At 54.1% G+C, this 14,968-nt stretch carries 14 protein-coding genes; 9 read left to right on the top strand and 5 right to left on the bottom strand.

Annotation, left to right across the window (positions count from 1 at the left end; translation table 11 throughout):
* Positions 1 to 57: 57 nt before the first annotated feature.
* The 9 genes from pheS to selO all read left to right on the top strand — a co-directional run bounded on the left by pheS (position 58) and on the right by selO (position 9,313).
* On the top strand, positions 58 to 1,041 hold the full coding sequence (gene pheS, locus FDW96_RS09550; RefSeq protein ID WP_003832580.1) for a phenylalanine--tRNA ligase subunit alpha: 984 nt from the start codon (positions 58 to 60) through the stop codon (positions 1,039 to 1,041).
* 15 nt (positions 1,042 to 1,056) lie between these two features.
* The gene (gene pheT, locus FDW96_RS09545; RefSeq protein ID WP_042308814.1) at positions 1,057 to 3,444 is read left to right on the top strand and encodes a phenylalanine--tRNA ligase subunit beta; all 2,388 of its coding nucleotides are present in this window, start codon (positions 1,057 to 1,059) and stop codon (positions 3,442 to 3,444) included.
* Between the two features lie 4 nt (positions 3,445 to 3,448).
* Positions 3,449 to 3,748: an integration host factor subunit alpha gene (gene ihfA, locus FDW96_RS09540; RefSeq protein WP_003030571.1), complete on the top strand. Its 300-nt coding sequence runs from the start codon at positions 3,449 to 3,451 to the stop codon at positions 3,746 to 3,748.
* 145 nt (positions 3,749 to 3,893) lie between these two features.
* Complete coding sequence (gene btuC, locus FDW96_RS09535) at positions 3,894 to 4,874, top strand: vitamin B12 ABC transporter permease BtuC (RefSeq protein WP_042308812.1); 981 nt, start codon at positions 3,894 to 3,896, stop codon at positions 4,872 to 4,874.
* Between the two features lie 60 nt (positions 4,875 to 4,934).
* Positions 4,935 to 5,486: a glutathione peroxidase gene (locus FDW96_RS09530; RefSeq protein WP_042308809.1), complete on the top strand. Its 552-nt coding sequence runs from the start codon at positions 4,935 to 4,937 to the stop codon at positions 5,484 to 5,486.
* Positions 5,486 to 6,235, top strand: coding sequence for a vitamin B12 ABC transporter ATP-binding protein BtuD (gene btuD, locus FDW96_RS09525; protein WP_042308808.1), 750 nt, complete (start codon positions 5,486 to 5,488; stop codon positions 6,233 to 6,235). Before FDW96_RS09530 ends, btuD begins: the two co-directional genes overlap by 1 nt.
* Before the next feature lie 77 nt (positions 6,236 to 6,312).
* Positions 6,313 to 6,777 (top strand): NlpC/P60 family protein, encoded by a 465-nt coding sequence (locus tag FDW96_RS09520; RefSeq protein WP_042308806.1) that lies wholly within the window; start codon positions 6,313 to 6,315, stop codon positions 6,775 to 6,777.
* 318 nt (positions 6,778 to 7,095) lie between these two features.
* Positions 7,096 to 7,809, top strand: a complete 714-nt coding sequence (locus tag FDW96_RS09515; RefSeq protein WP_137365589.1) for an EAL domain-containing protein — start codon at positions 7,096 to 7,098, stop codon at positions 7,807 to 7,809.
* A gap of 61 nt (positions 7,810 to 7,870) precedes the next feature.
* Complete coding sequence (gene selO, locus FDW96_RS09510; protein ID WP_137365588.1) at positions 7,871 to 9,313, top strand: protein adenylyltransferase SelO; 1,443 nt, start codon at positions 7,871 to 7,873, stop codon at positions 9,311 to 9,313.
* Here the strand turns inward: selO and FDW96_RS09505 are convergent.
* From FDW96_RS09505 to FDW96_RS09485, 5 genes are read right to left on the bottom strand one after another with little or no spacing between them, the layout of a single operon-like run.
* The gene (locus FDW96_RS09505; protein ID WP_061381450.1) at positions 9,310 to 10,089 is read right to left on the bottom strand and encodes a heme ABC transporter ATP-binding protein; all 780 of its coding nucleotides are present in this window, start codon (positions 10,087 to 10,089) and stop codon (positions 9,310 to 9,312) included. The two genes, selO and FDW96_RS09505, sit on opposite strands and share 4 nt — an antisense overlap.
* Complete coding sequence (locus FDW96_RS09500; protein ID WP_137365587.1) at positions 10,082 to 11,074, bottom strand: iron ABC transporter permease; 993 nt, start codon at positions 11,072 to 11,074, stop codon at positions 10,082 to 10,084. Before FDW96_RS09500 ends, FDW96_RS09505 begins: the two co-directional genes overlap by 8 nt.
* Positions 11,074 to 11,895 (bottom strand): hemin ABC transporter substrate-binding protein, encoded by an 822-nt coding sequence (locus FDW96_RS09495; RefSeq protein WP_137365586.1) that lies wholly within the window; start codon positions 11,893 to 11,895, stop codon positions 11,074 to 11,076. Before FDW96_RS09495 ends, FDW96_RS09500 begins: the two co-directional genes overlap by 1 nt.
* The gene (locus tag FDW96_RS09490) at positions 11,892 to 12,923 is read right to left on the bottom strand and encodes a hemin-degrading factor (RefSeq protein WP_137365585.1); all 1,032 of its coding nucleotides are present in this window, start codon (positions 12,921 to 12,923) and stop codon (positions 11,892 to 11,894) included. The genes FDW96_RS09495 and FDW96_RS09490 overlap by 4 nt, the downstream gene beginning before the upstream one ends.
* A gap of 47 nt (positions 12,924 to 12,970) precedes the next feature.
* On the bottom strand, positions 12,971 to 14,956 hold the full coding sequence (locus tag FDW96_RS09485; protein ID WP_061381447.1) for a TonB-dependent hemoglobin/transferrin/lactoferrin family receptor: 1,986 nt from the start codon (positions 14,954 to 14,956) through the stop codon (positions 12,971 to 12,973).
* Positions 14,957 to 14,968 lie beyond the last annotated feature (12 nt).

Genomic DNA, 14,968 nt, shown 5'->3' with positions numbered 1-14,968 from the left:
AATGATTTTGCGTATATACGAGCGACTAGTGAATATCGCCACATAACGAGGAAAACCATGTCACATCTCGCAGAGCTGGTTGCCAGTGCAACGGCCGCCATTAACCAGGCTTCAGATGTTGCCGCGTTAGACAATGTCCGCGTCGAATATTTGGGCAAGAAAGGGCACTTGACCCTTCAGATGACAACCCTGCGCGAGCTGCCGCCAGAAGAGCGTCCGGCAGCAGGTGCGGTGATAAACGAAGCCAAAGAGCAGGTACAGCAAGCGCTGAATGCACGTAAAGCCGAATTAGAAAGTGCTGCGCTGAATGCCCGTCTGGCTGAAGAAACGATCGATATCTCACTGCCGGGACGTCGTATCGAAAACGGCGGTCTGCATCCGGTAACACGTACTATCGACCGTATTGAAAGCTTCTTTGGTGAGCTGGGCTTTACCGTGGCGACCGGTCCGGAAATCGAAGATGACTATCATAACTTCGACGCACTGAATATTCCTGGCCATCATCCGGCACGTGCTGACCACGACACCTTCTGGTTTGACGCGACCCGTCTGCTGCGTACGCAGACTTCCGGCGTGCAGATCCGCACCATGAAAGAAAAACAGCCGCCGATCCGTATCATCGCCCCTGGGCGCGTTTATCGTAACGACTACGATCAGACGCACACTCCAATGTTCCATCAGATGGAAGGGCTGATTGTTGATACCAACATCAACTTCACCAACCTGAAAGGTACGCTGCACGATTTCCTGCGCAACTTCTTTGAAGAAGACCTGCAGGTTCGCTTCCGTCCTTCTTACTTCCCGTTCACCGAACCTTCTGCGGAAGTTGATGTGATGGGCAAAAACGGCAAATGGCTGGAAGTGCTGGGCTGCGGGATGGTTCACCCGAACGTGCTGCGCAACGTGGGTATCGATCCGGAGATCTACTCTGGCTTTGCATTCGGTATGGGTATGGAGCGTCTGACCATGTTGCGTTATGGCGTGACCGACCTGCGTTCTTTCTTCGAAAACGATCTGCGTTTCCTCAAACAGTTTAAATAAAGGCAGGATAAAACAATGAAATTCAGTGAACTGTGGTTACGCGAATGGGTAAACCCGGCGATTGATAGCGATGCGCTGTCAAACCAAATCACGATGGCGGGTCTGGAAGTTGACGGTGTGGAACCTGTTTCGGGCGCGTTCAACGGCGTGGTGGTGGGTGAAGTGGTTGAGTGCGCTCAGCACCCGAACGCTGACAAACTGCGCGTCACCAAAGTGAATGTAGGCGGCGACCGCCTGTTGGATATCGTCTGTGGCGCGCCGAACTGCCGTCAGGGCCTGAAAGTGGCTGTGGCAACCGTGGGCGCCGTACTGCCGGGCGACTTTAAAATTAAAGCGGCGAAACTGCGTGGTGAACCGTCTGAAGGCATGCTGTGCTCGTTCTCCGAGCTGGGCATTTCCGACGATCATAGCGGCATTATCGAACTGCCCGCCGATGCGCCAATTGGCACCAATATCCGCGAATACCTGAAGCTTGACGATAACACCATCGAAATCAGCGTTACGCCGAACCGCGCCGACTGCCTGGGTATCATCGGTGTGGCACGTGATGTGGCTGTACTGAACCAGGCTCCATTGGTTGAGCCGCAAATCGCGCCTGTAGCCGCAACCATTAGCGACGTCCTGCCGATTCAGGTCGAAGCAGTGGAAGCCTGCCCGCGCTATCTGGGCCGCGTTGTGAAAGGCATCAACGTTAAAGCGCCAACTCCGTTGTGGATGAAAGAAAAACTGCGTCGCTGCGGCATCCGCTCCATTGATGCAGTCGTTGACGTCACCAACTATGTGCTGCTCGAACTGGGTCAGCCAATGCATGCGTTCGACAAAGATCGCATCGAAGGCGGGATTGTTGTTCGTATGGCAAAAGAGGGGGAAACCCTGGTTCTGCTGGACGGCAGCGAAGCGAAACTGAATGCGGATACGCTGGTGATTGCGGACCATAACAAAGCGCTGGCCATGGGCGGCATCTTTGGTGGCGAACATTCCGGCGTGAATGACGAAACGCAAAACGTCCTGCTGGAATGCGCGTTCTTCAGCCCGCTGTCTATTACCGGTCGCGCACGTCGTCATGGCCTGCACACCGATGCCTCTCATCGCTATGAGCGTGGTGTCGATCCGGCGCTGCAGTACAAAGCGATGGAGCGCGCTACCCGTTTGCTGATTGATATCTGCGGCGGTGAAGCCGGTCCAATTATTGATGTGACCAACGAAGCGACGCTGCCAAAACGCGCGACGATTACGCTTCGCCGCAGCAAACTGGATCGTCTGATCGGACACCATATTGCTGATGACCAGGTGAGTGATATTCTGCGTCGTCTGGGTTGTGACGTCACGGAAGGTCAGGATGAGTGGAAAGCGGTAGCGCCGAGCTGGCGTTTCGATATGGAAATCGAAGAAGACCTGGTCGAAGAAGTTGCCCGTGTATACGGGTATGACAATATCCCGAATACGCCAATTCAGGCAGGTCTGATCATGGGTGAGCATCGTGAAGCGGATTTATCGCTGAAACGTGTAAAAACCATGCTGAATGACAAAGGCTACCAGGAAGTGATCACCTATAGCTTTGTCGACCCGAAAATTCAGGCGTTGCTGCATCCGGGTGAAGAATCGCTGCTGCTGCCAAGCCCAATTTCTATTGATATGTCAGCAATGCGCTTGTCACTGTGGACCGGTTTGCTGTCAACGGTGGTGTATAACCAGAATCGTCAGCAGAACCGTGTGCGTATTTTTGAAACGGGTTTACGTTTCGTACCGGATACGCAGGCCAACCTTGGGATCCGTCAGGATCTGATGCTGGCAGGCGTGATCTGCGGTAACCGTCATGATGAACACTGGAATCTGGCAAAAGAGACCGTTGATTTCTATGATTTGAAAGGCGATCTGGAAGCGGTTCTCGACCTGACCGGCAAACTGGCGGACATTCAGTTCAAAGCTGAAGCGAATCCAGCACTGCATCCGGGTCAGTCTGCGGCGATTTATCTGAAAGGTGAACGTATTGGTTTCATTGGGGTTGTTCATCCTGAACTGGAACGTAAACTGGATCTGAACGGTCGCACTCTGGTATTTGAACTTGAGTGGAACAAGCTCGCAGACCGCGTGGTGCCTCAGGCGCGTGAAGTTTCTCGCTTCCCAGCGAACCGTCGCGACATCGCAGTCGTTGTGGCAGAAAACGTTCCCGCTGCGGATATTTTATCCGAGTGTAAGAAAGTTGGCGTAAATCAGGTAGTTGGCGTAAACTTATTTGACGTGTACCGCGGTAAGGGTGTTGCGGAGGGTTATAAGAGCCTCGCTATCAGCCTGATCCTTCAGGATACCAGCCGTACACTTGAAGAAGAGGAGATTGCCGCTACCGTCGCCAAATGTGTAGAGGCATTAAAAGAGCGATTCCAGGCATCATTGAGGGATTGAACCTATGGCGCTTACAAAAGCTGAAATGTCAGAATATCTGTTTGATAAGCTTGGGCTTAGCAAGCGGGATGCCAAAGAACTGGTCGAGCTGTTTTTCGAAGAGATCCGTCGTGCTCTGGAAAATGGTGAGCAGGTAAAACTCTCTGGTTTTGGTAACTTCGATCTGCGTGATAAGAATCAACGTCCGGGCCGTAACCCGAAAACGGGCGAAGATATTCCCATTACAGCACGGCGCGTGGTGACCTTCAGACCCGGACAGAAGTTAAAAAGCCGGGTTGAAAACGCAACGCCCAAAGAAGAGTGATTTAACGATTCGTTAAGTTACTTGCGCTGCCAAGCGCAAAGCATGACGTATATAACTAAAAAGGCCGCTCTGCGGCCTTTTTCCTTTTCACTACCGAAACAGCACCGTAGAATCACCCCCATCTCTTTTCAGCAGAATGGAAAACATGCTGACTTTCGCCCATCAACAGCAGCGACGAAACGTGCGCTGGATACTGTCTCTGTCAGTGCTGATGTTACTGGCAACGATTTTAAGCTTGTGCGCAGGAGAACAATGGATCGCTCCCGGCGACTGGTTCAGCGCCCGCGGCGATCTGTTCGTCTGGCAAATCCGCTTTCCTCGTACCCTCGCCGTTTTGCTGGTAGGCGCTGCGTTGGCCTTATCCGGTGCGGTAATGCAGGCCCTTTTTGAAAATCCACTTGCGGAACCGGGTCTACTGGGCGTGTCTAACGGCGCAGGAGTTGGGCTCATCGCTGCGGTGCTGCTCGGCCAGGGGCAACTTCCCGGCTGGGCGTTGGGTTTATGCGCCATCGCCGGGGCGCTGATTATTACTCTCATTCTGTTACGCTTTGCCCGTCGGCATTTGTCTACCAGTCGCTTGCTGCTGGCGGGAGTGGCGCTGGGCATTATCTGTAGCGCGCTGATGACGTGGGCAATCTACTTTTCCACCTCTTTTGACTTACGACAACTGATGTACTGGATGATGGGGGGCTTTGGCGGCGTAGACTGGCATCAGGCCTGGCTGATGGTGGCGTTGATCCCCGTACTGATATGGATCTGCTGTCAGTCTCAGCCGATGAATATGCTGGCGCTGGGGGAAACGTCTGCGCGCCAACTGGGGTTACCATTATGGTTCTGGCGCAATCTGCTGGTGGTCGCCACGGGATGGATGGTCGGCGTAAGCGTGGCTCTGGCGGGCGCGATTGGTTTCATTGGATTGGTTATCCCACACATTTTGCGGTTGTGTGGTTTAACCGATCACCGTGTTCTCCTGCCTGGCTGCGCGTTGGCTGGCGCAATCGCGTTATTGTTTGCCGATGTTGTCGCGCGTTTGGTGCTGGCTTCGGCTGAACTGCCCATCGGCGTGGTGACGGCTACCATGGGGGCCCCGGTATTTATCTGGCTATTGTTGAAAGCCGCGCGCTAGAAAGCGTTGGTTCGGTCTATGATTAAAAACTGAAAATCAACCTGTTGTTCTGGAGATGCTATGCAAGACACTATCCTCAATACAGAAGTGACGACCATTGACGGCGAGGCGACTACGCTGCAACCGTATTCCGGCAATGTACTGTTAATCGTCAACGTTGCTTCAAAATGTGGACTGACGCCGCAATACGAACAACTGGAGAACCTGCAGAAAGCCTGGCATCAGCAGGGCTTCAATGTGCTTGGTTTTCCCTGCAATCAGTTTCTGGGCCAGGAACCGGGCAGCGAAGACGAAATCAAAACGTACTGCAGTATGACCTGGGGCGTTACTTTCCCGATGTTCAGCAAGATTGACGTCAACGGCGAGGGGCGTCATCCGCTGTATCAGAAGCTGATTGATGCCGCGCCAACGGCAGTTGCGCCAGCAGACAGTGGATTCTATGAACGTATGGTCAGTAAAGGCCGGGCGCCGCTCTACCCGGACGATATCCTGTGGAACTTTGAGAAGTTTTTAGTGGGGCGGGATGGGCAAGTACTGCAACGATTCTCTCCGGATATGACGCCTGAGGATCCTATGCTGGTGCAAAGCATCAAGAAGGCGCTGGCAAACTAATGTCTCGATTGATGCAGCTACAGGATGTAGCGGAATCGACCCGGCTCGGCCCGCTTTCTGGTGAAATAAAAGCAGGGGAAATCCTGCATTTGGTGGGACCTAACGGTGCGGGGAAAAGTACGCTGTTGGCGCGTATAGCGGGTTTGACGACCGGGGAGGGCAGCATCACCTTTGGCGACATGGCGCTTGAAGAATGGCCGGCAGCAAAGCTGGCGCAATATCGTGCTTATCTTGCGCAACAGCAAAACCCGCCGTTTGCCATGCCAGTCTGGCATTTTCTGACGCTGCATCAACCCGACAAAGCGCGAGTCGATCTGTTACAGGAGGTCGCCGATGCGCTGGGTTTGGGGGATAAGCTGGGGCGTGGCGTGAATCAACTCTCCGGCGGTGAATGGCAGCGTGTACGCCTCGCTGCCGTTATTTTGCAAATTTGCCCGCAAGCAAATCCATTCGGTCAGCTTTTACTGTTGGATGAGCCGATGAACAGCCTGGACGTCGCGCAACAAAACGCCCTGGACAAGTTATTGGGGCAGCTTTGTTTGCAGGGAATAGCGATTGTAATGAGCAGCCATGACCTCAATCATACCTTGCGCCATGCGCATAAGGCCTGGTTGCTCAAACGTGGGAAGCTGCTTGCCAGTGGCTCACGTGATACGGTCCTGACGCCAGCTAATCTGTCTTCGGCTTACGGCGTGAACTTCCGTCGTTTGGATATCGAAGGCCACAGAATGCTCATATCAACCACTTAAGTTAAATGGGTTCTTGAAAATCATATAATTTCCACGCTAAATTGGCATAAAAATAAAATCCAGAGGATTCGTCCTGAATGCGTTTTTGGCTCCTTTTCATCACAGCATTGTTTTTGGCGGGCTGCAGCAGCCATCGTGCTCCTGCGCCAAATGCCCACTTGTCGGATTCTATCGCCGTGATCGCCGGTCTTAATGACCAGCTACAAACCTGGCATGGTACACCTTATCGTTATGGTGGTATGAGCCGTAGCGGGGTGGATTGCTCAGGGTTTGTTTTGATGACGATGCGGGATCAATTCGATCTACAGCTCCCGCGCGACACGCGTATGCAATCAAAGATTGGTACCGAAATCGATAAAGATGATTTGCTGCCAGGCGATCTGGTTTTCTTTAAAACCGGATCCGGAGAAAGTGGTCTGCATGTCGGCATTTACGACACCAATAATCAATTTATTCATGCCTCAACCAGCCGCGGAGTGATGCGCTCGTCACTGGATAATGTCTACTGGCGTAAAAACTTTTGGCAGGCTCGACGTATTTAATCCTCACAACTGACGAGGCTGCCAACGACTGCGCAGCCTCGCCCTCAGCGTTTGCACGTTAACTTTTATATCTGTCTTAAGCAGAACAATAACCCTGCGCGTTAAGAGAGTATCTTACTAAAAATATGATTTATGCCGAGATATTAAAAAGTGCAAAGCTGGATATTCGCTTATAATCAGGATAAGCTAAAAAAAAGGATTCGATTTACTGGCTATAAAGGGAAAAATGAAAGAGCCTCTACTTGCATCAGCAGTAACGTATTTCTCCATCCTTTGCTACAGGATGCCGGATAACACCTATGCAGAGGGGCTGGTACGATGATTGTTTCACTGGATAATCTTTATCAATCGGAATTCTCTTTTCTTCCGGCGAGAAGTGAAAAAGGCGATCTTGAGTTCGTAGATATCATCACCAGTTTTGCCAGCCTGCATGGGGATGTGCGTATACCAACCGAGCTGGTCTTACCCCGGATGTCGGACGATGAGCAATGTCGTTTATTTGCAGAAAAACTAGAATTAATCGAAACGTGCCAACATTTTTTTATTCAGCGCAGAGTCTCAGCCTGGATTAATTTAACCCCGGCAATTGCTAATACTTTATTATCAGACGTTGAATATGCTTCACAAATTGAACGATTTTCATTTCTGGAACTGACTATTAATGAAAGCTATCCAGAGTTAAACAAAGGTAAAGACAATCCAACGCTGGCTGCGCTTGCGGCAAGATTTCCATTAGTTTTACAAAACTATGGCGCCGGCGGCATATCAACGCGGGCAATTTTTGATGGCCTGTTCAAACGTGTGGTGTTGGATAAAAACTTTGTTCAACAAAGGATTGCACATATTTCATTTGAACCATTTATGCGCGCTATCCAGGCGCAAATCTCACCCTGCTGTGAGTCAATCATCATTAGCGGTATTGACACGCAAGAGATGCTGGCGCGAGTACTTCCTCTCGGTTTCAGCGCGATGCAGGGAGGACTGTGGCCTGCGGTGCCGCCCGCGCAGATAATTTCATTGTCCAGGATATAACCCTTTTATTTGCTGGTGTTTAACAGGCTATTAACAGTCTACACTAGAGACAGGAGGCCTTATGACCCTGTCTTTTACCACCCGCTGGCGTGATGAATTACCAGCAACCTATACAGCACTCTCGCCCACGCCCCTGAAAAACGCGCATCTTATCTGGCATAACGATGCTCTGGCTGAGCAATTGGCTATTCCTGCGGCGCTGTTTACTCTTCCAGATGGTTCAGGCGTTTGGGGAGGCGAATCCTTGCTTCCCGGGATGTCGCCTTTAGCGCAAGTTTATAGCGGACATCAGTTCGGCGTCTGGGCAGGACAGCTTGGCGACGGACGCGGGATCCTGCTGGGCGAACAACAGCTTGCTGATGGCTCGACGCTTGACTGGCACCTGAAAGGCGCCGGACTCACGCCTTATTCCCGCATGGGCGATGGACGCGCCGTGCTGCGTTCAACCATTCGCGAAAGTCTGGCCAGCGAGGCGATGCACTACCTGGGAATACCCACCACGCGGGCATTGTCGATTGTCACCAGCGACACGCCGGTATATCGCGAAACGGTAGAGCATGGGGCGATGCTCATCCGCGTGGCGCAAAGCCATATGCGCTTTGGCCATTTTGAACACTTTTACTATCGTCGCGAGCCGGAAAAAGTCCGTCAACTGGCAGACTTCGCGATTCGTCATTACTGGCCGCATTGGCAGGAAGAAGCCGATAAATATCAGCTGTGGTTTAGCGATATTGTCACGCGTACCGCAAGCTTAATCGCCGACTGGCAGGCGGTAGGGTTTGCGCATGGCGTTATGAATACGGACAACATGTCGATTCTGGGGCTGACGATGGATTACGGTCCGTATGGTTTTCTTGATGACTACGTGCCAGATTTTATCTGTAACCACTCCGATCATCAGGGACGATACAGTTTCGATAATCAACCGGCCGCCGCGTTGTGGAACCTGCAACGTCTGGCGCAAACCCTGTCGCCATTTATCCCTGTCGAGGCGCTCAATGATGCGCTGGACAATTACCAACTGGCGCTGTTAACGCGTTACGGTCAACGGATGCGGCAAAAGCTCGGCTTCTTTAGCGAGCAGAAAAACGATAACGAGCTGCTGAGTGAACTGTTTAGCCTGATGGCGCGAGAAAGAAGCGACTATACGCGAACGTTTCGCATGCTCAGTCTGACGGAACAACACAGTGCGCTATCTCCGCTACGCGATGAGTTTGTGGACCGTGCGGCTTTTGACGGCTGGTTCACGCGGTATCGCTCGCGTCTGGAACAGGACAGCGTTGCTGACGATGTCAGACAAACACAGATGAAGGCGGCAAACCCGGCGATGGTTTTACGCAACTGGCTGGCGCAACGGGCGATTAGTCAGGCGGAGCAGGGAGATTACGCCGAGCTACATCGGCTGCACCAGACGTTGCGTACCCCGTTTGTGGATCGCGATGATGACTATGTCAGTCGGCCGCCTGACTGGGGCAAACGGCTGGAAGTGAGCTGTTCAAGCTAAGGTGCCAGAAATACCTGGGGGGACGCGTTGGCCGGATGATGGCCAACGTGAACCTGAGCACCGTACCAGCGCATCAGATCATCGGCCCGTAACACGGTCTCCGGCGTCCCTTGCGACGCCAGCCTGCCATTATGCAATAACACTATTCTGTCAGCCCACAAGGCGGCGAGATTCAAATCGTGAAGCACAATACACACATGCAACTCTCCTGAAGCGACAAGCGTTTTCAGTAACCGCAGCAGATGCTGCTGGTGGTAAAGATCCAGCGCAGAGGTGGGTTCATCAAGAAATAACCAGCCGCGAGGCGCTCCGTCGCACCAGAGTTGCGCCAGGGCTCGGGCTAACTGCACGCGCTGTTGCTCGCCGCCGGAAAGCGCGGCGTATTGCCGACCTGCCAATGGTGTGCATCCGGTCATGTCCATCACCTGCGCGATAAGGCGAGGTTCCGAACGCTGGGTCCAGGGCGCGCGTCCCATCGCGATAACGGCTTCTACCGGCCAGTCAAATCCCAGTTGCGTTTGCTGACGCATCACCGCCCGATGGCGCGACAGGGTCTGCGTATGCCACTCATTCAGCGCTTTGCCCGCCAGCACGCAGCGCCCGGCAATCGGTTTGAGGAAACCGGTCAACAGGCGCAGCAGGGTAGATTTCCCCGCACCGTTTGGGCCGATGAGCGCCACCAGTTCACCTTTTGCGAGGGCAAGCGATACATCAGCAATCACCGACTTGCCCGCCACGCGATAGTGAAGCCCTTCAGCAACGAAATATTCAGCCATGCGCTCCTCGCTGACGAAAAATAAGCCATAAAAACCACGGGGCGCCGAGCAGACTGGTTAACAGACCGACCGGCATTTCCGCCGGCGCAACTGAAGTGCGGGCCAGCGTGTCGGCAATCAGTAATAAAAACGCGCCCGCCAGCACGGAACCGGGGATAACGGCCCGATGGTCTGCGCCGAGCCACATCCGCATTAAATGCGGGATAACCAGCCCGATGAAGCCAATTACGCCGCTTACTGCTACCGCTGCGGCTACCAGCAAGGCGCTGCAAAGCAGCAATATACGCTGGATTGTACGCACATTAACGCCAAGATAATGTGCCTCTTCCTCACCCAGTTGCAGCAGGTTCAGGGCCGGAGCCAGACGCCAGATGATCAGCACCGTCGGGATAGCCAGCGAGGTAACCGCCAGCAGCGTGGACCATTGTGCAGCGCCCAGACTTCCCATCCCCCACAGCGACAGCTGGCGCAGTTGCGCATCATTACTGACCCACGACAGAACGCCAACAGCCGCCCCGCAGAGCGCGTTGATCGCTATACCGACCAGCAGCAGCCGCGAGAGTGAGCCGTCGCGCTGTTGGCTGAGGATAAAAATCACCACGGTTGCCGCCAGCGCACCGACAAATGCAGCCAACATTGGCGCATACAGCATCAGCAGCGCGGGCAAAGAGACAGGCAGTACCACCCACAGGGCGACGGCGCAGGCTGCACCGCTACTAATTCCGAGTAATCCCGGGTCGGCAAGCGGATTGCGAAACAGTCCCTGCATCACACAACCGGAAAGTGCCAGAGCGCCGCCGATTACCAGGGCCAGCAGGACGCGGGGGAGACGAATAGTGAGCCAGATTTGACGCAGAGTTTCATTGTCATCACGCCAGAGCAGACTTACCGGCAGGCGCAACGCGCCAAAACCGGTAGCCAAAATTGTCATTCCGACCAGCATTAGCGCCATGACCCACAAAGAACAGGTAATTCGTCGGGACATCAGGGTAATTGCTCTGCTTTCGCGCGAAGCTGCAAAATGGCCTGCGGGGTACGGATACTGAAGCCAAGCAGTGCCATATCATCAACCTGTAATACCTGTTTATTCCGTCCCGCAGGTGTTTGCGCCAGCCCCGGCAGCGCCCACAGGTTCGCCTCGCCACCCATTGCCTTAACACCTTCCTGTGAAATCACCACCAGGTCCGGCTGGCTGGCAATCACACCTTCTTGTGAAAGAGGCTGATAACGGTTAACCCCTTGCATCGCGTTGCGCAAACCGGCGGCACGAATAGCCGCATCGGCTCCGGTTTGCTGGCCTGCGGCCATGGCGGTCATCCCTCCATGATTAAGAATAAACAGGACGCGTTTGTTAAGTTCAGATGACGGGAGCGCCGCCAACTCCTGACGTAAGGTTGCACGCAACGTTTCACCCTCTGCCTCCCGGTGAGTCGCCTCGGCAATGACGCGTATTTTTTCATCAATCGCGTTAAGGTCGTTGTTTGCCGGGATCGTAACAACCTTGACGTGGCTCTGTTCGACCTGTTTTAGAGCCAGAGAAGGCTGAGCCTGCGCGCTGGCAAGGACCAGCGTAGGGCGGGTGGCAAGGATCCCTTCGGCGTTAAGCTGGCGTAAATAGCCGACGTCAGCCAGGGCGTTTGCGGCTTCAGGCCACTGGCTGGTGCTGTCTCGCGCCACAAGCGTTGACTGCGCCCCCAGCGCGTACACAATTTCGGTGACGTCGCCACCCAGAGTGACGACTCTTTCCTCGGGGGCCGCCAGCGCAGTAACGGGTAGCAACGCAATCAGGAGCAGGATTTTGTTCATGCGGCCAGCCCTTTCGGCGTCAGTGCATCAATTTGTGCGCGCCATTGCGTTTGCTCCGGTTCACCTTCCGTACGTTGACCGTACAGTTGGGCAATCTGTGTGCCATCGGCCGCAAACAGTTCCAGACTGGTGACGTGTCCATCGGCGGTTGGTTTGCGTGTTACCCACGTTTCAGCCACGCTTTCTTCCAGCAGATGTAATGTAAATGCTGGGTTGAATATATTCAGCCAGCCTTTCATCGGCACCAGTTTTTCTATTACGCCGGTAAAAATTTGTACGCAGCCGCGATTACCCACAAAAACCATAATTTCATTGCCATCCTGACGCGCGGTATCGAGTAACTGCGCCAGTGCGCTATTAGGAACTTTGCAGGCCAGATCGTCGCCCACCAGATTAAATGCCTGTTGGCGAGTGAGATCGTGGCGTTTCAGCAGACCGAAAAACTGGTGGACATCAGTCATGGCTCGCCACTCTTGATCAACGGTCTGTGCATCAACGGTGACGGCGGCAGGCGCAGAATTGTTGACAGGTTGCAGCACCAGTGGCGGGTTTTCTGCAAAGATGAAACGGGTCAGTAACGCAGCCCATTCCTCAACGAGGGTATTTTGTGTGGCATAGACCTTCAGCAATGCATCACCCTGATAGTCGAAAAACTGAATGCTCTGACGCTCGCCGTGAGCGGTTGTTTCTCTGATATGAAAGGCGCTTGCCCACTGATTCAGGAACAGACGCAGATCGAGGGCGCGTGGATTGAGTACCAGCCCGGCATGCCCACCCAGGTGCTGGTTGGTAAAGGTGCCGACCTGCTCATGCACCGCATATTCGTTGCGGCAAATACATTTTGTTTCGCCTACGGCTTCCAGCGCGCCGAGGATTTCGCGGACTTCGCCACGTAAGCGCCAGGCGTCATGACCGACGCGCGCGAAGGTCAGTTCTGCCTCGCTGATGTGCATCATAGCCGCGATGTCACGTGCATATTTGCCAGGATTTTCTTTTTTCAGTTCCAGCCAGCGTGTGTGGTGATTCATTGTCTCTTCCTTCCAGATTGCTGCCCCGGCGAACCGGGGAAAAGTGATTACCACTGATAACTCACGAAAATTTTGCCATTGCGGCCATCCTGCGGAATGCCCTGCGGCGACCAGTACTCTTTGTCGAAGGCGTTGCCCAGTACCAGTGTGGTGGTCATGCCTTTTAGCGCCTGTTGCCCCTGATAGCTCACGTAGAAGTCGTTTACCGCATAGCCGGGTTGTTTGGCGTAGTTGCTGCTGATGTGCGTTGAGCGGTCAGCAAATGTACCTATCCAGCCAACGGAGAAACCGCTGTGCGCAACCGGCACGTTCAGTTTGCTGGTGACGGTGTCCGGGTTAATGCTGGAAATGTACTCACCTGTGTCAGTATCTTTACCCCGCGTGCGGTTATAGGCCATATCGAGACTGAACAGGTCGGCGGTGTATTTCGCCATTACGTCCCAGCCCCAGATTTTGGCGTTGGGAACGTTATAGGATGTCGTTGTCGCGGCGGCAAAATCGACGCTGGTAGAGATGTAATCTTTGGCTTTGGTGTCGAAATAGCTGGCTTTAAATTCGAGCGCATCGCTTGCCATCAACAGATCGTCAAAGCGCAGGCCAAATCCGTATTCCTGTGTTTCGTTGGTTTCCGGACGCAGGTTCGGATTTGGCACCCAGTAGTTGGTGTAAAAACGGCCAATCGAGAAGTGCTTCGCATCGTTATACATCTCGCCCATGGTTGGGGCACGGAAGGCCTGAGCGTATGAACCGAAAAGCATCAGCCAGTCGGCAGGCGCAACGGTGAGTCCAGCGCGGGACGACCATTTGTCGGCATCGACGTCTTCATAGCCGTCGCTGCTACCGCGATAAGAGTCGTACCGGGTACCACCCAACAGCGTAACCGGCAGGTCGCGCAGGGTAATTTCATCCTGTAGCCAGCCGGAGCTGAAATCGATTTTTGCCTCCGGGAAACCGGTGGTTGCGCCACCCGGTTGCTGTTCCTGACGATAGTATTCGCCACCGTAGGTCATCAGGTGAGAAGCAAATGAGTCGGTAAACAGGCGGCTACGGTTGTCGATTTTCCCGCCTTTGGTGGTCTGCTTGCGAAATTCGCCGGTGCTATCCGTGTTTTGTGCATTAATACGCGCTTCGGACCAGTAGATGCGCGCATCCGCGTTCAGCCAGTCATTATCCGCCGGGGAGAGGGAGTAAGTCAGTTGCGCATCGCGTTGGATGGTTGAGCGTTCGGTCATTGGATTGCTGGTGGCATCCGCCGCGCTGGTTTGTGGGTTTTTAGGTTCCCGGGCATCATTGTTGTAATAACGCAGCGAGCCGGCCAGCGTCTGAGCGCTGTCAATTTTCCAGCTGCCTTTCGCCAGCATATTGTTAATCGCTTCGTCGTTCGGAGCGGTAGTACCGTCGCTCTGGCGCAAATTACCGCGATCGCGGCTGGACCAGGCCAGCAGCCCATCGAGGGTATCGGTGCGGCCAAATGTGCTGGCGCCCATACCGAGGCTATGATCGCCGGTAGCTGCGGTACCGAACACGCGATAACCGCTGTTTTGTCCGGCTGCCAGCAGATCTTTAGCATCCGCAGTGTCATAGGCGATTACGCCACCCAGCGCGCCGCTGCCATACAGCAGTGCGGAAGGGCCGCGTACCACTTCAATCCGCTTGATTAGCGCCGGATCGAGGAAGGTACTGTTCAGGTGCCCGGTATCGGTTCCCTGGCGAACGCCATCTACCAGTACCAGAACGCCGCGACGGTCATAGCCGCGCAGATTGACGTCCTGACCATTTGTCCGGCCCGTACCGTCCAGGGACAGGCCCGGAACCTTCCGTAACAGGTCGGCTGCCGAGCTGGCAGTCTGGTTTTCAGGTGCAGTAGCGTCGATAACGCTGACCATCATCGGCGCTTCAAAGGCGCTACGGGCGTTGCCGGTGGCGGTGACGGTCATATCCTCTACCGCCGCCCAGGCAACGACGGGAAGATTACTGACAATCGCCAACGCCAGGAGCGATGGGCGCAAGGATGCGGTGTGCAGGTGTGGCATAGCAACTCTCCA

The sequence above is a fragment of the Citrobacter sp. TBCS-15 genome, assembly GCF_005280815.1.
Lineage (GTDB): Bacteria > Pseudomonadota > Gammaproteobacteria > Enterobacterales > Enterobacteriaceae > Citrobacter > Citrobacter werkmanii.
The sequence above is the reverse complement of the archived record's forward strand: the minus strand, read 5'-3'. Positions and strand labels throughout refer to the sequence as shown.